This is a genomic window from Massilia sp. 9096 (genome assembly GCF_000745265.1).
In the GTDB taxonomy this organism is placed as follows: domain Bacteria; phylum Pseudomonadota; class Gammaproteobacteria; order Burkholderiales; family Burkholderiaceae_D; genus Telluria.
Genome location: NZ_JQNN01000001.1, coordinates 3,816,013 through 3,838,415, shown reverse-complemented (window position 1 = coordinate 3,838,415; position 22,403 = coordinate 3,816,013). Strand labels below are relative to the sequence as shown.

The window sequence follows — 22,403 nt, the reverse complement described above, 5'->3', positions numbered from 1 at the left end:
CATCTTGGTTCACTCTAGGACAGAAAGAAAGTTATGGACGACAAAAAATCCGCAGTAAATGCAGCTGAGAAGGGCAAGGCACTGGCTGCCGCCCTCGCGCAGATCGAAAAGCAATTCGGCAAAGGCTCGGTCATGCGTATGGATGCCAATACGCCGGTCGAGGAAGTGCAAACCGTGTCCACCGGCTCGCTGGGCCTGGACATCGCGCTGGGCGTCGGCGGCCTGCCGCGCGGTCGTATCGTCGAGATCTACGGTCCGGAATCGTCGGGTAAAACCACGCTGACCCTGCAAACCATCGCCCAGATGCAAAAGCTGGGTGGCACCTGCGCCTTCATCGACGCTGAGCATGCGCTCGACGTGGGCTATGCGCAAAAGCTGGGCATCAAGCTGGACGAGCTGCTGATCTCGCAGCCGGACACCGGTGAGCAGGCGCTGGAAATCACCGACGCGCTGGTGCGCTCGGGCAGCGTCGACTTGGTGGTCATCGACTCGGTGGCGGCACTGACCCCGCGCGCCGAAATCGAAGGCGACATGGGCGACTCCCTGCCGGGCCTGCAAGCCCGCCTGATGTCGCAAGCGCTGCGCAAGCTGACCGGCTCGATCAACCGTACGAACACCCTGGTGATCTTCATCAACCAGATCCGTATGAAGATCGGCGTCATGTTCGGCAGCCCGGAAACCACGACCGGCGGTAACGCGCTGAAGTTCTACGCCTCCGTGCGCATGGACATCCGCCGTACCGGTTCGATCAAGTCCGGCGACGAGGTGATCGGTAACGAGACCAAGGTCAAGGTCGTCAAGAACAAGATCGCGCCGCCGTTCAAGGAAGCGCACTTCGACATCCTGTATGGCGAAGGCACGTCGCGCGAAGGCGAGATCATCGACCTGGGCGTGGACAACAAGATCGTCGAGAAGTCGGGTTCCTGGTACAGCTACGGCGGCGAGCGTATCGGTCAAGGCAAGGACAATGCACGTCAGTTCCTGAAGGACCGTCCGGCCCTGGCCCGCGAGATCGAGAACAAGGTCCGTGCCGCCCTGGGCGTGCGCGAACTGGCTCCGGTCGCTGCTGGTGACAATGGTGGCGCCGGCGCCGCCGCGGTGTCGGCTGTCGGCGACGACGAGTAATCGGTTCGTCAGCGTTTTGGTCAAGCAGGTTCTCAGTCTGAAAGCGCGCGCATTGAGATATCTCTCGATGCGCGAGCACAGCCGGCTCGAACTGGGACGCAAACTCGCGAAGTATGCGGAGGAGGGCGACGATGTCGACGCCCTCCTTGATTTTTTAGAAAAAAACAACTGGCTGTCGCAAGAACGCTTTGCCGAGTCCCTCGTGCATCGCCGCGCCGGCCGCTACGGCAACAGCCGTGTCATCGCCGAGCTGCAACAGCACGGTGTCAAAGGCGACGATCTCGCCGAACTCAAATCCGGACTGAAGGAAAGCGAAACTGCGCGCGCGAAGGACGTCTGGCGCCGCAAATTCGGCACGCCGCCGCAGGATGCGGCCGAGCGCAGCAAGCAGATGCGTTTCCTGGTGGCGCGCGGGTTTTCGAGCAGCGCCGTGCGCGCGGCGCTGCAAGGCGGCGTCGATGACGACGACGACTTCTGATCCGGTTTGATATTTCTCAGTCATATCACCGATATTTTCCGTCGTGATATGCGCGCTGACGTTGCAAGAACGTCTTTCCTTTTCTTCTCGAATACCCGGGTCGGCCAAGGCTTGGGTGCACTTGCCAGCGTGCTGTGCTAAACTTTGATGGTTTAAGCAGCGCCGCAAGAGCGGTTGTTGCCGTAGAAGCTGCGGCAACGTGCATCAGGCACAACGGCTGCAACTTTTTATTGCCGCATACCGGCATTGGTGTTTATGCCCCTGTCTTCACCCGCTTCGCGTAAGCTTAGGCACACGCGCGCCATCACAGTCGAAGCGTTCGCGCGCGACGATGGTCTGTGGGACCTCGATGCTTGCATCCGCGACATCAAGACGCATGACATCGTCCTCCCGTCGGGTCCCCGGCCGGGTGGATTGCCAGTGCACGACCTCAAGCTGCGCGTCACCATCGACCGCGACATGAATATCGTGGACGCCGAAGCCGCGTCCGATGCCGTACCCTATCCCGGTTACTGCGACACGGTCGCTCCTGCCTACAAGAAGCTGATCGGCTTGTCGCTGCTCAAACATTTCCGACTGCACCTCAAGGATCGCCTGTCCGGCGTCCTCGGCTGCACCCATTTGACGGAGTTGGCCCAGGTCCTGCCCACCGCGGCAATCCAGGCCTTTGCCGATGACGCCATGGACCACCGCTCGGCGAACGATCCCGCCGAGCGGCCCTATGAACTCGATCGCTGCCATGCCCTGCGCCTCGACGGCCCTGCCGTCGAAAAGTATTATCCGCAATGGGTCTTGAAGGCGGTACCGGGGTAGTATTCGACGATGTCTTTTCCGCTCCATTTATTTAACCGCATCTAATCAGTAACAGAAGGGAAGCCAGCATGAAAATCCATGAGTATCAGGGCAAAGAGATCCTCCGAAAATTCGGAGTGACTGTTCCGCGCGGCATTCCGTGCGACTCGGTCGACGGTGCTGTCAAGGCAGCTGAAGAGCTGGGCGGACCGGTTTGGGTGGTCAAGGCCCAGATCCATGCTGGCGGTCGCGGCAAGGGCGGCGGCGTGAAAGTCGCCAAATCGCTGGACCAGGTGCGCGAATACGCGGACCAGATCCTGGGCATGCAGCTGATTACCCACCAGACCGGCCCGGAAGGCCAGAAAGTGCGTCGCCTGCTGATCGAAGAAGGCGCCGACATCAAGAAAGAACTGTACGTGTCGATGGTCACCGACCGCGTCACCCAGCGCGTCGTGCTGATGGCCTCGTCGGAAGGCGGCATGGACATCGAAGAAGTCGCGCACAGCAACCCGGAAAAGATCCACAACGTCGTGATCGATCCGTCGGTCGGCCTGACCGACGCTGACGCCGACGACGTCGCCCGCAAGATCGGCGTGCCGGACGCTTCGATCGAGCAAGCGCGCACCAACCTGCAAGGCCTGTACAAAGCCTACTGGGAAACCGACGCATCGCTGGCCGAAATCAACCCGCTGATCCTGACCGGCGACGGCAAAGTCATCGCCCTGGACGCCAAGTTCAACTTCGACTCGAACGCCCTGTTCCGCCACCCGGAAATCGTCGCCTACCGCGACCTGGACGAAGAAGATCCGGCCGAAGTCGAAGCGTCGAAATTCGACCTGGCTTACATCTCGCTGGACGGCAACATCGGCTGCCTGGTGAACGGCGCCGGCCTGGCCATGGCGACCATGGACACCATCAAGCTGTTCGGCGGCGAGCCGGCCAACTTCCTGGACGTGGGCGGCGGTGCGACGGCTGAGAAAGTCACCGAAGCATTCAAGATCATGCTGAAGAACCCGGGCCTGAAGGCGATCCTGGTCAACATCTTCGGCGGCATCATGCGTTGCGACGTGATCGCCGAAGGCGTCATCACCGCATCGAAGGCCGTGTCGCTGCAAGTGCCGCTGGTCGTGCGCATGAAGGGCACCAACGAAGACCTGGGCAAGAAGATGCTGGCCGACTCCGGCCTGCCGATCATCTCGGCTGACACCATGGAAGACGCAGCGAAGCAAGTGGTTGCCGCTGCCGCTGGCCAAGCTTAATTCGCGAAGGAAACAAAATGTCGATTCTGATCAACAAAGACACCAAAGTCATCACCCAGGGTATTACCGGCAAGACCGGCCAGTTCCACACCCGCATGTGCCGCGACTACGCGAATGGCCGTGAAGCCTTCGTCGCCGGCGTGAACCCGAAGAAAGCCGGCGAAGACTTCGAAGGCATCCCGATTTTTGCCAACGTCAAGGAAGCCAAGGCCGAAACCGGCGCCAACGTCTCCGTGATCTACGTGCCGCCGGCAGGCGCCGCCGCCGCGATCTGGGAAGCCGTCGAAGCCGAGCTGGACCTGGCAATCTGCATCACCGAAGGCATCCCGGTCCGTGACATGATGGAAGTCAAGGATCGCATGGCCAAGGCCGGTTCGAAGACCCTGCTGCTGGGCCCGAACTGCCCGGGTCTGATCACCCCTGACGAAATCAAGATCGGCATCATGCCGGGTCACATCCACCGCAAGGGCCGCATCGGCGTCGTGTCGCGTTCGGGCACCCTGACCTATGAAGCCGTCGGTCAGCTGACCGCGCTGGGCCTGGGCCAATCGTCGGCAGTCGGCATCGGCGGTGACCCGATCAACGGTCTGAAGCACATCGACGTGATGAAGATGTTTAACGACGATCCGGAAACCGACGCCGTCATCATGATCGGCGAGATCGGCGGCCCGGACGAGGCGAACGCTGCGTACTGGATCAAGGACAACATGAAGAAGCCGGTCGTCGGCTTCATCGCTGGCGTCACCGCGCCTCCGGGCAAGCGCATGGGCCACGCCGGCGCGCTGATCTCGGGCGGCGCCGACACCGCGCAAGCCAAGCTGGAAATCATGGAAGCCTGCGGCATCACGGTCACCAAGAACCCGTCGGAAATGGCGCGTCTGCTGAAGGCGATGCTGTAATCCAGCGGTCCTAGACCCTGCTGACAAGAACGGGACGCTGCGGCGTCCCGTTTTTTTTGATGCCACCCTTGGCACGGTCGAGTAGTGACAATTTTCGTCCACAGTATGTAATTGGCGTCGTCATGACAAAGGTCGGCACTGCCGAGTGACAAAAATTGTCGCACGGCAAGACAAAAACGGTCATGGCACCGCGTTTGGCACGAAAAAATGGGTGATTCCGTATGGAAATAAGCTGGCACGGCGCTTGCATATAGAAGAGCAGAAGCAAGGCAGTACCAGATACGCAGTTCACCTCTTAATTTTTGTAGTACCAAACCTGGAGAAACACCATGAAAGCACCGAAAATCGTTAAGAAAGTCGAAGCCGGCTTTACCCTGATCGAACTGATGATCGTCGTCGCCATCATCGGCATCCTGGCCGCTGTCGCGATCCCGGCGTACTCGAACTATGTCATCAAAGCCAAAGTCGGCGCGGCGCTGAGCTCGGTATCATCGCTGCAGACCGCAGTGGCGAACTGCATCCAGGAAGCTGGCGGCGACAAAACCGGTTGCACTACCGGCGCAGCAGGCGTGAGCATCCCTGCATTCACCCCCACCAAAGAGCTGGCATCGGCAACCGTGTCCGGCGGCACCATCAGCGCTGTTTTCGCAGGCGGGATCAACAGCGACGTGAACGGCAAGACCTTTACCGTGACCCCGACCGTAAATGAGTCCACCGTGACTTGGAAAGTCGATGGCAGCGCAGTGTCGGCTAACTCGACTGCACAACAGACGCTCGAGAAGAACAACATCACTACCCCGTAATCCTGGGCTGCTGAAAGCACTACCAAAACACCCGGCTTCGACCGGGTGTTTTATTTGAAGCCTTCGCTAACGCAGTCGAACACGCTAGAGAAAACGCCTGCCGCAGCAGGCGTTTTCTCATCGTGCGATAGTGATGCGCTATCGGCAGGCTCACTGCTTCAGGTGCGCATCCAGCCAGTTCATCACCGTGTGATGCCACAGCACCGAGTTGGCCGGCTTGAGCACCCAGTGGTTCTCGTCCGGGAACACCAGCAGCTTGCTTTCGATGCCCTTGCGTTGCAGCGCGGTGAAGGTCGACAGGCCTTGCGTGGTCGGGATGCGGAAGTCCATGTCGCCCTGTACGACCAGCATCGGCGTCTTCCAGTTGTTCACGAAGCGGACCGGATTGAATTGCTCGTGCTTGTCCGGCATGGCGAAATACGGGCCGCCGCCGTTTTCCCAGTCGGTGAACCACTGTTCTTCGCTCGAGTAGGCCATGCCGCGGGTATCGAACACGCCGTCGTGGTTGACGATGCACTTGAAGCCGTCCGACCAGTTGCCTTCGATCCAGTTCATCATGTAGCCGCCGTAGGACGCGCCGAGTGCGCAGGCATGCGAGCGGTCGAGCCAGCCGTACTTGGCGGTGGCCGCGGCCAGGCCTTTTTTCAAGTCCTCGAGCGGCTTGCCGCCCCAGTCGCCGCTGATGGCATCGGTGAACTTCTGGCCGTAGCCGGTCGAACCATGAAAGTCGATGAACACGGTGGCGTAGCCGGCGCCGGCGTACACCTGCGGATTCCAGCGGTAGCTCCAGCCATTGCCGAAGCTGCCCTGCGGGCCGCCGTGCACCAGGAAGGCGACCGGGTAGGTCTTGCCCTGCTCATAATTCCACGGCTTCATCACGTAGCCATGCACGGTGTCGCCGTTCGCGCCCTTGAACGAGAACTGCTCGTACTCGCCCCAGCGCACGTCGGCGAGCTGCTGGGCATTCTGGTGCGTCAGCTGGACGGTCTTGCCGTCGGCCAGCGTGGTGGCGAACAGCTGGGCGCCGGACGCCAGGTTGGTCTGCGTGTAGGCGAGGGTGTTGCCGCGCAGGTCGTAGCCGCCGATCGCGCCTTGGCCGGTCAGCGGCGTGACCTTGCCGCTGGCGACATCGATTGAGAACAGCTTGTGCTGGCCGATGTCCTCGGCGTCGGCGATCAGCGATTTGCCATCCGCGCTCCATTGGATATTGCCGGGCGAGCGGTCCCAGCTCTCGGCCACGTGGCGCTTCCGGCCGCTGGCCACGTCGAGCAGGACGATGTGGTAGCGGTCCGCCTCGAAGCCCGGGCGCGTCATGGCCAGATAGGCGATCGTGCGGCCGTCCGGCGAGAACACGCCCTTGGTGTCCCAGGCAGGGTTGTCGGCCGTGAGGTTGCGCGGCGCCTGGCCGCCGCTTGCTGCCACCGTGTACAGGTCGAAGTTGGTCGACCAGGCCTCGGTCCTGCCGGCGATACGGATCGAGAACACGACGCTCTTGCCGTCCGGGCTGAAGCGGAATTCCTCGCGGTCGCCGAAGGGTTTGGAGGGCACGTCGCCGTCGAGCGAACCGGACAGGCTGACCGGCGCGGCGCTGACCTTGCCCTGGGCGTCGAACGGCGCCGAGAACAGCACGGCGTTGCGGCCGTCGGCCCAGGTGTCCCAGTGACGCACGAACAGGTGGTCGTACAGCTTGCCGCTCGCCTTGTCCTTTGCGCGCGCGTCCAGGCGCTGCGTGGTGCAGGCCAGGTCGGCGCAGTCGCGGAACACGGACACGCTGAAGGCGATACGGTCGTCCTTCGGCGAAACGCGGAAGGCGTCGACGTCGAGCGGCAGGTTGGTCACCTGCAGCGGCTGGGCGCCGGCGCCGCCATTCTTATCCAGCGGCAGGCGCCAGACTTGCGATGAGCCCGAGCGGGCCGACAGGAAATAGATGGCGTCGCCGGCGGCCGACCATTCCGGATCGGTGCTGCTGGCGGCGTCGGCCGTCAGGCGCTGTGGCGTGGGGTTGCTGGCGCGCAGGTCGACCAGGTAGAGGTCGGTATGGCCCTTGTTCTTGGCCAAGTCGGTGCTGCGCACCGTGTAGACGATGCGCGAGCCGTCCGGCGACACCGACGGCGTGCTGACCCGTTCCATCGTGACCAGGTCTTCGACCGTGAAGCCGCGTGGTGCGGCGGCGGCGGGGGCGATTGCCGCGGCGGCGCCGGTGGCCAGGCAGGCGGCCAACGCCAGTGTACGTAATTTCATCCTATCCTCGTGGAGTCAACTGCTGAAGGGCAGCAATTTACCACGAGGAAAAGACGGGCGGCAGGCTCACAACGCTTCCCAGTCGCCGCCGGCGCCGGCCATCGGCTTGGCGAAGGCCCGGCCTGGGATGGACGATGCGGATGGCGTGGACGGCGCAGGCGCAGCCGGGCGCGCGCCTGCGCCGACGCTCGCGCGTACGCGCGCCAGCGCGTGCAGGGTGTGCGGCAGGACGACACTGAACGATAGAACAGCTAAACATGTGCAGATTGCGCGCGCTCATGCGTAGCGCATCGCGTGCGCGCCGGCTCAGGGGTACACTTCATGGCAGCCCATCGGAGGACACTGCCATGACCCACTCGACGCATATCGAACTCTGGCCTGACATCGCGCGCCTGTACCAGGACGCCGCTGAAAGCAGCGGCCGCCATTTCATGCTGAGCTCAGCCAGCATCATCCAGGAGCACACGATGCGCGCGTTCACGGAGGCCGCGCGCGCGTGCGCGCAGGCGCTGGCCAAGAATGCGATCTCGGTTCAGCAGCAGGCGGTGGGGCGCTTCATGGACGCCAACCTGAAGGCGGGCGAGATGATGGGGCAGGCATGGATGCGGGCCTGGACGCGGGGTTTGCAGCCGGCCAGGTAAAGCCGGCGAAGCAACGCCAGCGAAGCAAAGCCGGCATGGCGCGGCCGGGCTGACCCGGCCGGTGCGGCTGCTCAGGCGTCGAGTTCGGTGGCGGTCCAGTCGCCGCTCTTGCCGCCGTGCTTTTCCAGCACGCGGATGTTCGTCATGACCATGCCGCGGTCCACCGCCTTGCACATGTCGTACACGGTCAGCAGTCCGACCTGCACCGAAGTGAGCGCTTCCATCTCCACCCCGGTCTTGCCATAGGTTTCGACCTGGGCGCGGCAATGCACGCTATTGTTAACCGAGTCGATCTCGAACTCGACCGCCACCCGCGTCAGCGCCAGCGGATGGCACAGCGGCACCAGGTCACCGGTGCGCTTGGCGGCCATGATCGCCGCGATGCGCGCCACGCCGAGCACGTCGCCTTTCTTGGCGCTGCCGGTTTTCACCAGCTCGAGCGTGGCCGGCTGCATGCGGATGGTCCCGGCGGCAACGGCGACGCGGTGCGTCTCGTTCTTGGCGCCGACGTCGACCATGTGCGCCTGGCCGCCGGCGTCGAAATGGGTGAGTGGAGAAGCGGAGGTCGGATCGGTCGGCGTGCTCATCGGTTATTCTCGGGTTTTTCTTGTAGGGCGAAGGTAACAAAGTATCGGCCCGGCAGCAGCCGGGCCAAGGAAGGGGGTATCATAGCATCGTGAAACCAGACCCGATTTCAGCCAAGTCGCCCATGCAATCGCCCATGTCCTCGCCAACGAGGTCGCCGCGCTGGCGCCGCCTGAGCACGGCGGCCTGCCTCGTCCTCGCGACCGGTGTCGCCCTGGCCACGCCGACCACCCCGGTGCCGCACACCTTTTCCGACACCGGCAACCTGCCGACGCTCGGCGATTCGGCGCGCGCCGACCTGTCGCCCGTGCTCGAGCGCAAGCTGGGCGAGGAAATCATGAACGACATCCGGCGCGATCATGACTACCTCGACGACGAGGCCATCCTCGAGTACCTGAACAATTTCGGCGACACGCTGGTCCAGTATGCCCCGGGTGCACGCGGCGAAGACAACGTCGAATTCTTCTTCTTCGCCGTGCGCGACCCGATGATCAATGCGTTCGCGCTGCCCGGCGGCTTTGTCGCGGTGCACTCGGCGCTGCTGATCGCGGCGCAGAACGAGTCCGAACTGGCCTCGGTGCTGTCGCACGAGATCGGCCACGTGCAGCAGCGCCACATCGCGCGCATGATCGGCCAGCAGAAGCAGGATGCGCTGCTGCCGCTGGCGGCGCTGATCCTGGCGGCGCTGGTCGGCAAGGCCGGCGGCGGCGCCGATGCGGCGATGGGCGTGATGATGGGCGGGCAGGGCCTGGCCGTCCAGCGCCAGCTGAACTTCAGCCGCGACGCCGAACGCGAGGCCGACCGCGTCGGCTTCCAGACCATGCGCAACGCCGGCTTCGACACCTCCGGCATGGTGTCCTTCTTCAAGCGCCTGCAGAGCTCGACGCGCATCTACGGCGAAGCGCCGGCCTGGCTGTCCAGCCACCCGCTGACCGGCGAGCGCATCGCCGATATCCAGGCGCGCATCCGCGAGGCGCCCAAGCCGACCAGGATCCACACCGACAGCATCGACTTCCAGCTCGTGCGCGCACGCGCACGCGTGCTGCAGGACACCAGCCAGGCCGCCCTCGAGGAAACCCGGGCCGCGTTCAAGACGCAATTGAACGACCAGAACACCCAGCAGCAGACCGCCGCGATGTACGGCATGTCGTTCCTGGCGCTCAAGCAGGGCGACCTGAAGGCGGCGCAGAGCTGGCTGGACAAGGCGAGGGCGTCGACGCATCCGAAACCCGGCGTGTTCTCGACCGAGCGTCCGGGCTCGGACGGCAGCGCGATGTTCGCCAGCCTCGACATCGAAATCAAGCTGGCGCCCGGCCAGCCGCCTGACGTCGTACACCAGGCGGTCGCGGAAGCGGAGCAGACCCGCCAGAAATTCCCGCTGTCGCGGATGGCCGCGCGCCAGTACGCGACCGCGCTGATCGCCGACGGCAAGCTGGACCAGGCCGCCCAGTTCCTGCGCGACCAGGTGCAGCAGTACCGCGCCGAGCCCAAGCTCTACGATCAATTGGCCAAGACTTATTCCGCGCAGGGCAAGATCGCCTTGCAGCACATGGCGCTGGCCGAATCCTATGTGCTGAGCGGTGCGTTGCCGGCCGCGGTGGATCAGCTGAACCTGGCGCGCAAGGCCAAGGACGTGTCGTTCTACGACCAGGCCGTCATCGATGCGCGCGAGCGCGAGCTGCAGCAGCGCCAGAAGGACGAAAAGAAAGAGAAGAAGGAACGCGGCGATGACTTCGCCAACGGCGGCGGTACGCGTTTCAAGGTCGAGGCCAGCGGCGGCTCGGGACCGTCCGATGGAGCGGCGGCGCCGGGCGCGACGGGGTCTTCCAAACGGCGCTCGCTCGACCAGGACTTCGATCCGACCGGCAGCTTCAACCACCGCCTGCCGGGCCAGCCCTTCGATCCATGGCGCGGGCAATAAGCCCTTACTGCCCAGCCTGAGGCTGCGCCAGGCGATCCGGCCGGCGCACGAAGCCGAAGCGCCGCGGCGCCTCATCCGCGACCAGGCGCTCGATCTCGATCGCGTGCTCTTGCCAGCGCAGCACCAGGCGGCCGGCGCCGCCGCCGAGCCAGGCCATCAAGGCCTCGTCCCTGACCGGCTGGTCATCCAGTTCGATGAAGCGCAGCAGCTGGGCGACGTCGCGATCGTCCAGCTGGGCCACACGCGCGCCCGCGCGCACGAGCAGGGCGCCGCTGTCGAGCAGCCACGCCTGTTCCAGGCTGCCGAGCGCTTCGCCGGTGTGCAGCACCAAGCCCTGGGCCGGGTCGGTGCGCGCGATGAAGGGCGTGGCTTCCAGGTTCATGAATACCCGCTGCGGCCCGTTCTGGAAATACCAGCAGCCGCGCTCGTCCGCCAGGTAGTTGCGGTTGATGAAGCCGACCAGCGCCGTGTTGTTCAGCTTGTCGCCGGGCGCGTCGGCCTGCTGGGCCGCCTCGTCGCGCATGCGCCAGACGCCGCGCGCATCGAGCGCCAGCCAGCCGTAGCAGTGCGGCACGTTCGGCCATTTGGTCATTGCCTGTTTAACGATATCGTCCATTCGGAACCTCGAAAACCTACTGCGCGTTGCACTGTCGGCCTGCGATGCTCGCTGTACTTCTCGTACAGCTGCGCGTCTCGACCAACATTGCTGCCGCTCGCGACGGTTTTCGAGGCCCCATTAACTAGCATCAAGCTTGGCATACCTGCGTCGCGACCGGCGCGCAGGTCGGCACAGGGTCCGGGGCCTTGCCCGCCGCGGTATCGAAAAAATGCAGGATGCGCTGCGCCAGCCAGTCGATGCGCCCCGGGAAGGGGGCGGTCGGAAAGCCGACGTGGCCGCCGCTGGCCGGGTACTCGAGCGTGACGGCGGGCGCGGCGCTGGATGGCAGATGCCGCCCCGGCAGGAAGGGATCGTTGCGCGCGTTGAGCACCAGCGTCGGTACGGTGATGTCGTTCAGGACGTGCTTGGCGCTGGCGCGGTGCCAGTAGTCGTCGGTGTCGCGGAAACCATGCAGCGGCGCCGTGACGACGTTATCGAAGGCGTACAAATCCTTGGCCGCCAGCAGGCGGGCGCGGTCGAACAGGCCGGGAAAATGCTCCAGCTTGGCCAGCGCCTTGGGTTTGAGCGTCTGCAGGAACATGCGCGTATAGACGCGGTTGAGGCCGCTCGACAGCGCGGCGCCGCTGGCCGCCAGGTCGAGCGGGGCCGAAACCGCCACGGCGGCGTCGACGATGTCCGCGCCGTGCTGCTGCTCGCCGAGCCAGCGCAGCAAGGCATTGCCGCCCAGCGACACGCCGGCCACGTAGAACGGACCCGTGTATCTGGTGCGCAAGCGGCGGATGATCCAGTCGAGCTCTTCCGAGTCGCCGGAATGATAGAAGCGTGGCGCCCGGTTCGCTTCGCCCGAACAGCCGCGAAAGTGCGGGATCGCGCCATGCCAGCCGCGCGCGTGGACCGCCGCCATCAGCGAACGCGCGTAATGGCTGTCGGACGAGCCTTCCAGGCCGTGGAACAGCAGCACGAACGGCGCCGCCTCGGATGTGGAAACGGACGCAGGGACGCCGGCATCGGCGAAATCGACGTCGATGAAATCGAAGCCGCAGGGCGTGTCCCAGCGCTCGCGCCGGAACGCGACCGGCGGCTTGGCGATGCAGGTCGCCGGGTAGATCGTTTGCAGGTGCCCGCCGGGCAGCCACAGAGGCGCTTTGTACTCGACGATGTCGCGGCACGCGGCGCTGGCGGCTGCCATAGGCACCTCAACCGATCAGTGGTGGCCCAGCCCGACGCCCGGCGCCAGTTTGTACTGGGTGCCGCAGTACGGGCACTTGGCGTGGCCGTCGTGATCGAAATCCAGGAAGACGCGCGGGTGGGACGACCACAGCGGCATCGCCGGGTTCGGGCAATAGGCCGGCAGGTCCTTGGCTTGCAGTTCCACCACAGGGATGGTCTTCTCGTTCATTGACTTCTCCGTCAGTAAAAATAGTGCGAAGTCAGGATTCTAACGGTTTTGGGCTCGGCAATCATCTATAGGGGGTGTCTCGTAGCACGTTTTTCATGTTTTGCATGACAACGTCTAAGGTAGAATAACGTTCTTTCATTCATCAACGGATCGAAGCTGACATGGCCGTTTTTAACTTCACCCGCTTGCAAGACCTGATCGACGGAGGCGCTTTGCAGGGCAAGCGCGTCTTTATTCGCGCCGATTTGAACGTGCCGCAGGATGACGCCGGCAACATCACTGAAGACACGCGCGTGCGCGCTTCGGTTCCCGCGATCCGCGCCGCGCTTGATGCGGGTGCAGCCGTGATGGTCACGTCGCACCTGGGCCGTCCGACCGAAGGTGAGTTCAAGCCGGAAGACAGCCTGGCGCCGGTCGCCGCGCGCCTGTCCGAACTGCTCGGCCAGCCGGTCGAGCTGAAGCAGAACTGGGTCGATGGCGTCGACGTCGCTCCGGGCCAGGTCGTGCTGCTGGAAAACTGCCGTGTCAACAAAGGCGAAAAGAAAAACGATGACGGCCTGGCCCAGAAGATGGCCAAGCTGTGCGACGTGTACGTCAACGACGCCTTCGGCACCGCGCACCGCGCCGAAGCCACCACCCACGGCATCGCCAGGTACGCGCCGGTCGCCGTCGCCGGTCCGCTGATGGCGGCCGAGCTGGACGCGCTGGGCAAGGCGCTGGGCGATCCGCAGCGTCCGCTGCTGGCCATCGTCGCCGGCTCGAAGGTCTCGACCAAGCTGTCGATCCTGCAGAGCCTGGCCGACAAGGTCGACAACCTGATCGTCGGCGGCGGCATCGCCAACACCTTCATGAAGGCCGTCGGCCTGAACATCGGCAAGTCGCTGGCGGAAGCCGACCTGGTCAATGAAGCGAAATCGATCATCGACAAGATGGCCGCGCGCGGCGCCCAGGTGCCGATCCCGGTCGACGTGGTGTGCGCGAAAGAGTTTTCGCCGAGCGCCGTCGCCACCGTCAAGGACGTGGCCGACGTGACGGACGACGACATGATCCTGGACATCGGCCCGAAGACGGCCGCGCAGCTGGCCCAGCAGATCGCCGGCGCCGGCACCATCGTCTGGAACGGCCCGGTCGGCGTGTTCGAGTTCGACCAGTTCGCCGAGGGCACCAAGACCCTGGCCAACGCGATTGCCCAGTCCAAAGCATTCTCGATCGCAGGCGGTGGCGACACCCTGGCTGCGATCGCCAAGTACAAAATTGCCGACCAGATCGGCTATATCTCGACCGGCGGCGGCGCCTTCCTTGAGTTCCTCGAGGGTAAGATGCTGCCGGCGGTGGAGATCCTGCTGCAACGCAGCGCTCACTAAATCAAAGGTCAACGGCGCAGTCCACAAGGCTGCGCTTTTCACTTTCAAGGATAGTTCAATGTCTCGTGGTACCAAGATCGTCGCAACCATCGGCCCGGCTTCTTCGGATTTCGACACCCTCGTCCGCATGATCCGTGCCGGCGTGGACATCGTGCGTCTGAATTTCTCGCACGGTAAAGCGCAGGATCACATCGACCGGGCCAACCTGGTCCGTCGCGCCGCCGCCGAATGCGGCCGCGAAGTGGCGATCATGGCCGACATGCAGGGTCCGAAAATTCGGGTCGGCAAGTTTGAAGAAGGCAAGATCGAGCTGAAGAACGGCGACAAGTTCATCCTCGACGCCAAGTGGGGCGAGAACGGCGAACTGGGCAACCAGGACCGCGTCGGCCTCGACTACAAGTCGCTGCCGAACGACGTGCGCGCAGGCGACACGCTGCTGCTGAACGACGGCCTGATCGTGCTGATTGCCGAGAAAGTGGTCGGCAGCGAGATCCACACCGTGGTCAAGATCGGCGGCGAACTGTCCAACAACAAGGGCATCAACCGCATGGGCGGCGGCCTGACCGCGCCGGCGCTGACCGCCAAGGACATGGAAGACATCAAGACCGCGATGACCTTCCAGGCCGACTACCTGGCGATCTCGTTCCCGAAGACCGCGACCGACATGGAAATGGCGCGCCAGCTGGCCAACATCGCCGGCGAGCCGTTCGGCCACAAGCCGATGATGATCGCCAAGATCGAGCGCGCCGAAGCGATTCCGGTGCTGCAGGAAATCCTCGACGCTTCCGACGGCATCATGGTCGCGCGCGGCGACCTGGCGGTCGAAGTCGGCAATGCCGCCGTGCCGGCGCTGCAAAAGCGCATGATCCGCATGGCGCGCGACTCGAACAAGCTGGCGATCACCGCGACCCAGATGATGGAGTCGATGATCGTCAACGCCGTGCCGACCCGCGCCGAAGTGTCGGACGTGGCCAACGCCGTGCTGGACGGCACCGACGCCGTGATGGCATCGGCCGAGACCGCCGCTGGTAAATATCCGGTGGAAACCGTCGAGATGATGTCGGCGGTCTGCGTGGAAGCCGAGCGTTCGGAATACAACAAGCTCGAAGCCGACTTCCTGAACGTGCAGTTCACCCGCATCGACCAGTCGATCGCCTACGGCGCGCTGTTCACCGCGCACCACCTGGCGGTCAAGGCGATCGTCGCGCTGACCGAGTCCGGTTCGACCGCGCTGTGGATGAGCCGCCACCGCGTCGAGACCCCGATCTTCGCGCTGACGCCAAGCGTCACCACCCAGCGCAAGGTATCGCTGTATCGTAACGTGCACGCCTACCACCTGACCCAGCGCGGCGACAGCGCCGCGGTGCTGAAACAGGCCGAAGACCTGATGGTGGCCAACGGGATCGTCAAAAAGGGTGACATGATCGTGGTCACCTGGGGCGAGCCGATGGGCCAGGCCGGCGCCACCAACGCCCTGCGCATCGTCCGCGTGGGCGAGTTCGAATAAAGCGAACTTCGAAAAACGCCATGTGCTGTGCCTGCCGCCCGATCGGTTTTTAGCGAAGTCCACAACAATAAAAATGGACTTCGAGAAACCCTAGCGAGCGGCAGCAGTTCGGGCTGAGAAGCGCAGCCGTACTTACGGTACGGCGAGCATCGCAAGCCCGAAATGCAACGCGCAGCAGGTTTATCGAGGTTCCGAAAGGTTTTTTTATTGTTTGGAGCTTAAATCATGGCACTCGTATCAATGCGTCAACTGCTGGACCATGCCGCCGAACACGGCTATGGCTTGCCGGCGTTTAACGTCAACAACCTGGAGCAGGTCCAGGCCATCATGGCCGCGGCCGACCAGACCGGCAGCCCGGTGATCATGCAGGCCTCGGCCGGCGCCCGCAAATATGCCGGCGAAGCCTTCCTGCGCCACCTGATCGACGCCGCCGTCGAAGCCTATCCGCACATCCCGGTCGTCATGCACCAGGACCACGGCCAGTCGCCGGCGGTCTGCATGGCCGCGATCCGCTCGGGTTTCAGCTCGGTGATGATGGACGGTTCGCTGGAAGCCGACGGCAAGTCGGTGGCGTCGTACGAATACAACGTCGACGTGTCGCGCGAAGTCGTCAAGTTCGCCCACTCGATCGGCGTGACGGTGGAAGCCGAACTGGGCGTGCTCGGTTCGCTGGAAACCATGAAGGGCGACAAGGAAGACGGCCATGGCGCGGACCGCACCATGACCCGCGAAGAGCTGCTGACCGACGTGGCCCAGGCCGCCGACTTCGTCGCGCGCACGCAATGCGACGCCCTGGCGATCGCCATCGGCACCTCGCACGGCGCCTACAAGTTTACGCGCAAGCCGACCGGCGACATCCTTGCCATCGACCGCATCAAGGAAATCCACGCGCGCATCCCGAACACCCACCTGGTGATGCACGGTTCGTCGTCGGTGCCTCAGGAGCTGCTCGCGATCATCCGCGAATTCGGCGGCGACATGAAGGAAACCTATGGCGTGCCGGTCGAGGAGATCCAGGAAGGCATCAAGCATGGCGTGCGCAAGATCAACATCGACACCGACATCCGCCTGGCGATGACGGCCGCGGTGCGCAAGTACCTGTTCGAGAACCCGTCCAAGTTCGATCCGCGCGACTTCCTCAAGCCCGCGCGCGAAGCCGCCACCCAGGTCTGCAAGGCGCGCTACATCGCCTTCGGCTGCGAAGGCATGGCCGCCAAGATCAAGCCGATCCCGCTGGACAAGATGGCCGAGCGCTACAAGGCGGGCGAGCTGTCGCAGGTGGTTCAGTAAGTCAGTTGTCGTTTCCGGCACTGCCGGGAACGACGCCCGGCCTTCGCCGGGAAGACCGCGGAAAGACAGCGGTAATATAGCGGCACGTTAGAAATGACGTAAAATGTCGCACTTCCCACCGGCGGACCCTCCGCCGGTTTCGCTTTATCAAGACATCCCCTCTATGAAAAGCCTCTACCAATCCACGATTTCCTCCCTGCCACTGCTCGGCCGCGGCAAGGTCCGCGACAACTACGCCGTCGGCGACGACAAGATCCTGATCGTCACCACCGACCGCCTCTCGGCCTTCGACGTCGTCATGAACGAGCCGATCCCGGGCAAGGGCATGGTCCTCAACCAGATGAGCGACTTCTGGTTCGAGAAACTCGGCCACATCGTGCCGAACCACCTGACCGGCGTGGCGCCGGAATCGGTGGTGACGCCGGAGGAAGTGGAGCAGGTCAAGGGCCGCGCCGTGGTCGCCAAGCGCCTGAAGCCGATCCTGGTCGAAGCCGTGGTGCGCGGCTACATCATCGGTTCGGGTTGGAAGGACTACCAGGCCACCGGCGCGATCTGCGGCATCCAGCTGCCGGCCGGCCTGCGCCAGGCCGACAAACTGCCGCAGCCGCTGTTCACCCCGGCCGCCAAGGCCGACCTGGGCGAGCACGACGAAAACATCAGCTTCGAAGACATGGAGCAGCGCATCGGCGCTGAACTGGCCGCCAAGATCCGCGACATCGCGATCCAGCTGTACACCACCGCCGCCGAGTACGCGGCCACGCGCGGCATCATCATCGCCGACACCAAGTTCGAGTTCGGCCTGGACGACAACGGCGTGCTGCACCTGATGGACGAAGTCCTGACCGCCGATTCCTCGCGCTTCTGGCCGGCCGATTCGTACGCGCCGGACATGTCGCCGCCGTCGTTCGACAAGCAGTTCGTGCGCGACTACCTGGAAACGCTGAAGGACTGGAACAAGACCCCGCCGGCGCCCGCGCTGCCGCAGGACGTGATCGACAGGACCCAGGCCAAGTACTTCGAAGCCATCGAGCGCCTCACCGGCGAGAAGCTGAAGGTCTGAGATGACGGACCAAAACAAGCCACTGGTCGGCGTGATCATGGGTTCCAGCAGCGACTGGGACGTGATGAAGAACGCCGTCGACATCCTCAAGCAGTTCGGCGTGCCGCATGAGGCGCAGGTGATCTCGGCGCACCGCATGCCGGACGAGATGTTCGCGTATGCGGGCAGCGCGCGCGCGCGCGGACTGCGCGCGATCATCGCCGGCGCCGGCGGCGCGGCCCACCTGCCGGGCATGGTGGCCGCCAAGACCATCGTGCCGGTGCTGGGCGTGCCGGTGCCGTCCAAATACCTGCGCGGCGAGGACTCGCTGCTGTCGATCGTGCAGATGCCCAAGGGCGTGCCGGTGTCGACCTTCGCCATCGGCGAGGCCGGCGCCGCCAACGCCGCGCTGACCGCGGTCGCCATGCTGGCCGCCACGGACGATGCGCTGGCCGCGCAACTGGAAGACTTCCGCGCCCGGCAGACCGCCGCGGCGCAAGCCATGATTCTGCCTGCTTGATATGAGTGATTCCGCATTCCTGCCGTCCGCCGATCCGTCCACCTGGCTGGGCGTGATGGGCGGCGGCCAGCTCGGCCGCATGTTCGCCCAGGCCGCGCAAGCGATGGGCTACAAGGTCGCGGTGCTCGAGCCGAGCGCCGACTGCCCCGCCGGCCAGGTCGCCGAGCGTTTGGTCGAGGCCGGCTACGAAGATGCCGCCGGCCTCGACCAGCTGGCGGCGCAGTGCGCGGCCGTCACCACCGAATTCGAGAACGTGCCGGCCGCCAGCCTGTCGCGCCTGGCCGAACGCGTCTTCGTGGCGCCGAACGCCCACGGCGTCTCGGTGGCGCAGGACCGCATCGCCGAAAAATCCTTCTTCGTGGCCTGCGCCGCCAAGTCCGGCGTGATGCCGGCGCCGCACAAGGTCATCGCCGTCGACGCCGACATCGACGCCATCGGCGACGACCTGCTGCCCGGCATCCTGAAAACCGTGCGCATGGGCTACGACGGCAAGGGCCAGGTGCGCGTGCGCACGCGCGCGGACGTGCGCGCGGCCTTCGAATCGATGGGGCAGGTGACCTGCCTGCTCGAGCAGATGCTGCCGCTGGCCTACGAGGTGTCGGTGCTCACCGCACGCGGCGCGGATGGTGCATCGGTCGTCTACCCGATCGCCGAGAACGTGCACCGCGACGGCATCCTGTTCACCACCACCGTGCCCGGCCCGAACGTCTCCAGCGAATGCGCGCGCAAGGCGCAGGACGCCGCGCGCGCGATCGTCGCCGAGCTCGGCTACGTCGGCGTGCTGTGCATCGAGTTCTTCGTGCTGACCGATGGCTCGCTGGTCGTCAACGAAATGGCGCCGCGTCCGCACAACAGCGGCCACTACACGATCGACGCCTGCGTCACCAGCCAGTTCGCCCAGCAGGTGCGGGCGATGGCGCGCCTGCCGCTGGGCGATTGCCGTCAGCATTCCCCGGCCGTCATGCTGAACATCCTCGGCGACGTCTGGTTCGAGGGCGACAGCGACACAGTGCGCGAACCGGCCTGGGACCAGGTGCTGGCCCTGCCGGGCGCCAACCTGCACCTGTACGGCAAGAGCGACCCGCGCCGCGGCCGCAAGATGGGGCACGTGACCTTCGTCGCGCCGACTTTGGCGCAAGCCCGGCAGCAGCTGCAAGCCGCCTGCGCGATCCTGGGAATCGAGCTGTGACCCGCGCTGTGACCCGCGCTGTGACCGATATGCAGGACCAGGACATCATCGACGTCATCGATGATGCGGCGCGCGCTCTGGAAGCCGGCCGCCTGGTGGCCGTTCCGACCGAGACCGTGTACGGCCTGGGCGCCGACGCCGAGAACCCGCAGGCCGTCGCCGCCATCTACGCCGCCAAGGGCCGGCCGCAGGATCACCCGGTGATCGTGCACGTCGCGCCCGGCGCGGAGCTCGATTACTGGTGCGCCGACGTCCCGCCGCAGGCGCGCCAGCTGGCCGAGGCCTTCTGGCCCGGTCCGCTGACGATGATCCTCAAGCGCGCCGCCCACATCCCGGACGCGGTCTCCGGTGGCCAGGATACGGTCGGCATCCGCTGCCCGTCGCACCCGGTGGCGATCCGGCTGCTGCAAGCCTTCAAGGGCGGCAAGGGCGGCATCGCGGCGCCCTCGGCCAACAAATTCGGCCACGTCAGCCCGACCACGGCGCAGCACGTGCGCGACGAGTTCGGCGACGATATCGGGCAGCACGGTCGCATCGCTGCCGTGCTGGACGGCGGCCAGAGCCAGGTCGGCATCGAGTCCACCATCGTCGACATGTCGCGCCTGGCCACGCACGGCCCGGTGCTGCTGCGTCCGGGGCACATCTCGGCGGAGGCGATCGCGGCCGTCATCGGCGAATTGCCGGCCCGTCCGGATGGCGCCGCCCCACGCGCGTCCGGCACCCTCGAATCGCACTATGCGCCGCACACGCCGGTCGCGATGCAGGACACGGCCGCGCTCGCCGATACCCTGGCGCGCCTGCAGGCGGCCGGGCGCAAGGTCGCGCTGATCCATTATTCACCGCTGCCAGCGACACACGCACAGGTCGAGCTGCCGGCCACGCCGGACGGGTTCGCGTACGCCTTGTACGCGGCGCTGCGCGCGATGGACGACGCCGGCGCCGACGTGATCCTGGTCGAAGCCCCGCCCCAGGACGGTGCCTGGCTGGGCGTCAACGACCGCCTGCGCCGCGCCGCGCACGGGTCGACGGGGATCGTGCACGGGCTGATCAACGACACGCCGAATCTGTGATTGCGCCGGGCCTGTCGCGTTAACGCCGCTTTTTACACAGACCCTGCAGCTTTCTTAAGTTCCCGTAGGACAACGAGGTGTGCATTGCTATAATTCCCAGCGCTAACCGGGTTCGGCCGCACCGTACCGGCGACGTTGTCGCGTGCGCACGCCCGGACCGTTTTCTATATACAACCGTGCTGAACACTGGCATATTAATGACGACGAATTAGCACGAGCGTTCGTTTCAAAGAACAAATTATTTAGGAGACAAAATGCGTAAGACTTCATATGCGCTCGCGCTGCTGGCCGCGGCTGCCCTCGCGGCTTGCGGCGGTAACGGACCCAGCGCTGGCAACCAGACCTTCGCGACCAAATACAGCCAGCAAGTCGTCTTCGGCGACAGCTTGTCCGACGTTGGCACCTACGCCGTCGGCGGCATCGCGCTCATGGGCGGCGGCACCTACACCATCAACGGCGACAATACCTCGGTCAATCCTGAACTGACCGGCAAGAACTACACCGCGCTGATCGCGGCCCAGCTGAGCCTGCCGGCGCCGTGCGCCGCCCAGACTGGCCTGATGGGTACGGCCTCGACCAACCCGGTGCTGAACTTCTCGGTGCCGGTGACCTATCACGCAGATTGCTATAACTACGCCCAAGGCGGCGCGCGCGTGACCGAAGCGGTCGGCCCGGGCAACGCGGCCCTGGTCGCGCCGGGCGCGATGACGATCGGCGCGACCACCGTGCCGGTCGTGAACCAGATCGCCAACCACCTGAAAAAAGTCGGCGGCAAATTCAAGGGCGACGAGCTGGTCATCGTCATGGCCGGCGGTAACGATGCGCTGGAACTGCTGGGCGAACTGACGGCCGGCGCGACCGCCGCCGGCGGCCAGGCGCTGGCGCAGAGCCTGGTCACGCAACTGGCGCCGGGTACCACCAACCCGGCCACCGGCGCGGCCGCGATCGGCGCCGCGATCCAGGCGCAAGCCGCCAAGAGCAGCGACGCCACCGCGATCATCCAGGCCGCCATCGGCGCCGCCGCCATGAACGGCAATACGGCCGCCGTGGCCAACGCCGCCACGATCGGCGCCACCGCCGGCGCCGCCGCGCAAGCCGCCGGCCTGAAATACCAGACCGACAATGCCGCCATCCTGGTGACCAAGATGGGCACCGCCGGCGCGCAGCTGGGCGCCCTGGTCGAGCAGCAGATCGTCGCCAACGGCGCGACCCACGTCGTCGTCAACAACCTGCCGGACGTGTCGATCTCGCCGTCGGCGCTGTCGCAGTCGGCCGACACGCAAAAGCTGATCGCCACCATGGTCTCGACCTTCAACAACCAGCTGAAGTCGGCCGTCGGCAGTGATGCCAAAGTGCTGTACGTCGACCTGGCGGCGATCAGCCACGACCAGGCCACCAATCCGAAGCCGTATGGCCTGACCAACACGACCACGCCGGCCTGCGACCTGAGCGCCGCCAAGAATCCGCTCGGCTCGTCGCTGGTCTGCAACGGCAAGAACCTGGTCGCCGGCGACGTCAGCCACTACATGTTCGCCGACGCGGTCCACCCGACCCCGTTCGAGTACGCGCTGATCGCCCGCTACGTCCTCGAGCAGATGAGCGTCAAGGGCTGGCTGTAATCCTCACGACTGGCCCGTCCGCGTGGGCGGGCCCTTCCAAGAA

The 22,403-nt window shown here is 64.9% G+C and carries 21 protein-coding genes; 16 read left to right on the top strand and 5 right to left on the bottom strand.

The annotated features are described in order from the left end of the window. The first annotated feature begins 33 nt into the window (after window positions 1-33). From recA to FA90_RS16520, 6 genes are all read left to right on the top strand, one after another. A complete protein-coding gene (gene recA / locus FA90_RS16545; RefSeq protein WP_036170487.1) occupies window positions 34-1,125 on the top strand; it encodes a recombinase RecA in 1,092 nt (363 codons plus the stop codon). A 16-nt stretch (window positions 1,126-1,141) separates the two neighbouring features. After that, entirely contained in the window at window positions 1,142-1,603 is a 462-nt protein-coding gene (gene recX, locus FA90_RS16540; protein WP_036170485.1) for a recombination regulator RecX, read from the top strand. Window positions 1,604-1,858: 255 nt separating this feature from the next. After that, window positions 1,859-2,416, top strand: a complete 558-nt coding sequence (locus FA90_RS16535; RefSeq protein ID WP_036170483.1) for a DUF2889 domain-containing protein — start codon at window positions 1,859-1,861, stop codon at window positions 2,414-2,416. Window positions 2,417-2,484: 68 nt separating this feature from the next. Then, the gene (gene sucC, locus FA90_RS16530; protein WP_036170481.1) at window positions 2,485-3,654 is read left to right on the top strand and encodes an ADP-forming succinate--CoA ligase subunit beta; all 1,170 of its coding nucleotides are present in this window, start codon (window positions 2,485-2,487) and stop codon (window positions 3,652-3,654) included. A 17-nt stretch (window positions 3,655-3,671) separates the two neighbouring features. Then, a complete protein-coding gene (gene sucD, locus FA90_RS16525; RefSeq protein ID WP_036170479.1) occupies window positions 3,672-4,553 on the top strand; it encodes a succinate--CoA ligase subunit alpha in 882 nt (293 codons plus the stop codon). A gap of 329 nt (window positions 4,554-4,882) precedes the next feature. Then, a complete protein-coding gene (locus tag FA90_RS16520; protein ID WP_036170477.1) occupies window positions 4,883-5,356 on the top strand; it encodes a pilin in 474 nt (157 codons plus the stop codon). A 150-nt stretch (window positions 5,357-5,506) separates the two neighbouring features. On the opposite strand, the gene FA90_RS16515 is transcribed toward FA90_RS16520, so the two are convergent. Next, a complete protein-coding gene (locus tag FA90_RS16515) occupies window positions 5,507-7,597 on the bottom strand; it encodes a S9 family peptidase (protein ID WP_036170476.1) in 2,091 nt (696 codons plus the stop codon). Between the two features lie 347 nt (window positions 7,598-7,944). Between FA90_RS16515 and FA90_RS16510 the strand changes: the two genes are divergently transcribed. Then, complete coding sequence (locus FA90_RS16510) at window positions 7,945-8,238, top strand: hypothetical protein (protein ID WP_051971869.1); 294 nt, start codon at window positions 7,945-7,947, stop codon at window positions 8,236-8,238. A gap of 71 nt (window positions 8,239-8,309) precedes the next feature. Here FA90_RS16510 and moaC read toward each other — a convergent pair whose 3' ends face one another. Next, window positions 8,310-8,825 (bottom strand): cyclic pyranopterin monophosphate synthase MoaC, encoded by a 516-nt coding sequence (moaC, locus tag FA90_RS16505; protein WP_036170474.1) that lies wholly within the window; start codon window positions 8,823-8,825, stop codon window positions 8,310-8,312. Between the two features lie 134 nt (window positions 8,826-8,959). Between moaC and FA90_RS16500 the strand changes: the two genes are divergently transcribed. Then, the gene (locus tag FA90_RS16500) at window positions 8,960-10,744 is read left to right on the top strand and encodes a M48 family metalloprotease (RefSeq protein ID WP_239700776.1); all 1,785 of its coding nucleotides are present in this window, start codon (window positions 8,960-8,962) and stop codon (window positions 10,742-10,744) included. 4 nt (window positions 10,745-10,748) lie between these two features. Here the strand turns inward: FA90_RS16500 and FA90_RS16495 are convergent, their stop codons facing one another. The 3 genes from FA90_RS16495 to FA90_RS16485 all read right to left on the bottom strand — a co-directional run bounded on the left by FA90_RS16495 (window position 10,749) and on the right by FA90_RS16485 (window position 12,762). Next, window positions 10,749-11,360, bottom strand: coding sequence for a DUF2946 family protein (locus FA90_RS16495; protein WP_036170473.1), 612 nt, complete (start codon window positions 11,358-11,360; stop codon window positions 10,749-10,751). Window positions 11,361-11,490: 130 nt separating this feature from the next. Beyond that, window positions 11,491-12,552 carry a YheT family hydrolase gene (locus FA90_RS16490; protein WP_051971868.1) on the bottom strand — a complete coding sequence of 354 codons (1,062 nt, stop codon included), beginning with the start codon at window positions 12,550-12,552 and terminating at the stop codon, window positions 11,491-11,493. Window positions 12,553-12,567: 15 nt separating this feature from the next. Beyond that, window positions 12,568-12,762: a zinc-finger domain-containing protein gene (locus tag FA90_RS16485; RefSeq protein WP_036170472.1), complete on the bottom strand. Its 195-nt coding sequence runs from the start codon at window positions 12,760-12,762 to the stop codon at window positions 12,568-12,570. A gap of 161 nt (window positions 12,763-12,923) precedes the next feature. Here FA90_RS16485 and FA90_RS16480 point away from each other — a divergent pair, with 161 nt between their 5' ends. The 8 genes from FA90_RS16480 to FA90_RS16445 all read left to right on the top strand — a co-directional run bounded on the left by FA90_RS16480 (window position 12,924) and on the right by FA90_RS16445 (window position 22,360). Beyond that, window positions 12,924-14,126, top strand: a complete 1,203-nt coding sequence (locus FA90_RS16480; RefSeq protein ID WP_051971867.1) for a phosphoglycerate kinase — start codon at window positions 12,924-12,926, stop codon at window positions 14,124-14,126. Window positions 14,127-14,184: 58 nt separating this feature from the next. Then, entirely contained in the window at window positions 14,185-15,633 is a 1,449-nt protein-coding gene (pyk, locus tag FA90_RS16475; protein ID WP_036170471.1) for a pyruvate kinase, read from the top strand. A 225-nt stretch (window positions 15,634-15,858) separates the two neighbouring features. Continuing rightward, complete coding sequence (fba, locus tag FA90_RS16470; protein ID WP_036170470.1) at window positions 15,859-16,923, top strand: class II fructose-bisphosphate aldolase; 1,065 nt, start codon at window positions 15,859-15,861, stop codon at window positions 16,921-16,923. A 163-nt stretch (window positions 16,924-17,086) separates the two neighbouring features. Continuing rightward, window positions 17,087-17,983, top strand: a complete 897-nt coding sequence (locus tag FA90_RS16465) for a phosphoribosylaminoimidazolesuccinocarboxamide synthase (protein WP_036170463.1) — start codon at window positions 17,087-17,089, stop codon at window positions 17,981-17,983. 1 nt (window position 17,984) lies between these two features. Further along, entirely contained in the window at window positions 17,985-18,482 is a 498-nt protein-coding gene (gene purE, locus FA90_RS16460; protein WP_036170461.1) for a 5-(carboxyamino)imidazole ribonucleotide mutase, read from the top strand. A 1-nt stretch (window position 18,483) separates the two neighbouring features. Continuing rightward, window positions 18,484-19,671, top strand: coding sequence for a 5-(carboxyamino)imidazole ribonucleotide synthase (locus tag FA90_RS16455; protein ID WP_036170459.1), 1,188 nt, complete (start codon window positions 18,484-18,486; stop codon window positions 19,669-19,671). A 29-nt stretch (window positions 19,672-19,700) separates the two neighbouring features. After that, the gene (locus FA90_RS16450; protein WP_036176062.1) at window positions 19,701-20,741 is read left to right on the top strand and encodes an L-threonylcarbamoyladenylate synthase; all 1,041 of its coding nucleotides are present in this window, start codon (window positions 19,701-19,703) and stop codon (window positions 20,739-20,741) included. 254 nt (window positions 20,742-20,995) lie between these two features. After that, window positions 20,996-22,360, top strand: a complete 1,365-nt coding sequence (locus FA90_RS16445; protein ID WP_036170456.1) for an SGNH/GDSL hydrolase family protein — start codon at window positions 20,996-20,998, stop codon at window positions 22,358-22,360. Window positions 22,361-22,403: the final 43 nt, after the last annotated feature.

Excerpts from the sequence above, each read along its gene's own strand:
- recA (WP_036170487.1), top strand. The coding sequence starts at position 34 with ATGGACGACAAAAAATCCGCAGTAAATGCAGCTGAGAAGGGCAAGGCA.
- FA90_RS16535 (WP_036170483.1), top strand. The coding sequence starts at position 1,859 with ATGCCCCTGTCTTCACCCGCTTCGCGTAAGCTTAGGCACACGCGCGCC.
- sucC (WP_036170481.1), top strand. The coding sequence starts at position 2,485 with ATGAAAATCCATGAGTATCAGGGCAAAGAGATCCTCCGAAAATTCGGA.
- sucD (WP_036170479.1), top strand. The coding sequence starts at position 3,672 with ATGTCGATTCTGATCAACAAAGACACCAAAGTCATCACCCAGGGTATT.
- FA90_RS16520 (WP_036170477.1), top strand. The coding sequence starts at position 4,883 with ATGAAAGCACCGAAAATCGTTAAGAAAGTCGAAGCCGGCTTTACCCTG.
- FA90_RS16515 (WP_036170476.1), bottom strand. The coding sequence starts at position 7,597 with ATGAAATTACGTACACTGGCGTTGGCCGCCTGCCTGGCCACCGGCGCC.
- FA90_RS16510 (WP_051971869.1), top strand. The coding sequence starts at position 7,945 with ATGACCCACTCGACGCATATCGAACTCTGGCCTGACATCGCGCGCCTG.
- moaC (WP_036170474.1), bottom strand. The coding sequence starts at position 8,825 with ATGAGCACGCCGACCGATCCGACCTCCGCTTCTCCACTCACCCATTTC.
- FA90_RS16500 (WP_239700776.1), top strand. The coding sequence starts at position 8,960 with ATGTCCTCGCCAACGAGGTCGCCGCGCTGGCGCCGCCTGAGCACGGCG.
- FA90_RS16495 (WP_036170473.1), bottom strand. The coding sequence starts at position 11,360 with ATGGACGATATCGTTAAACAGGCAATGACCAAATGGCCGAACGTGCCG.
- FA90_RS16490 (WP_051971868.1), bottom strand. The coding sequence starts at position 12,552 with ATGGCAGCCGCCAGCGCCGCGTGCCGCGACATCGTCGAGTACAAAGCG.
- FA90_RS16485 (WP_036170472.1), bottom strand. The coding sequence starts at position 12,762 with ATGAACGAGAAGACCATCCCTGTGGTGGAACTGCAAGCCAAGGACCTG.
- FA90_RS16480 (WP_051971867.1), top strand. The coding sequence starts at position 12,924 with ATGGCCGTTTTTAACTTCACCCGCTTGCAAGACCTGATCGACGGAGGC.
- pyk (WP_036170471.1), top strand. The coding sequence starts at position 14,185 with ATGTCTCGTGGTACCAAGATCGTCGCAACCATCGGCCCGGCTTCTTCG.
- fba (WP_036170470.1), top strand. The coding sequence starts at position 15,859 with ATGGCACTCGTATCAATGCGTCAACTGCTGGACCATGCCGCCGAACAC.
- FA90_RS16465 (WP_036170463.1), top strand. The coding sequence starts at position 17,087 with ATGAAAAGCCTCTACCAATCCACGATTTCCTCCCTGCCACTGCTCGGC.
- purE (WP_036170461.1), top strand. The coding sequence starts at position 17,985 with ATGACGGACCAAAACAAGCCACTGGTCGGCGTGATCATGGGTTCCAGC.
- FA90_RS16455 (WP_036170459.1), top strand. The coding sequence starts at position 18,484 with ATGAGTGATTCCGCATTCCTGCCGTCCGCCGATCCGTCCACCTGGCTG.
- FA90_RS16450 (WP_036176062.1), top strand. The coding sequence starts at position 19,701 with ATGCAGGACCAGGACATCATCGACGTCATCGATGATGCGGCGCGCGCT.
- FA90_RS16445 (WP_036170456.1), top strand. The coding sequence starts at position 20,996 with ATGCGTAAGACTTCATATGCGCTCGCGCTGCTGGCCGCGGCTGCCCTC.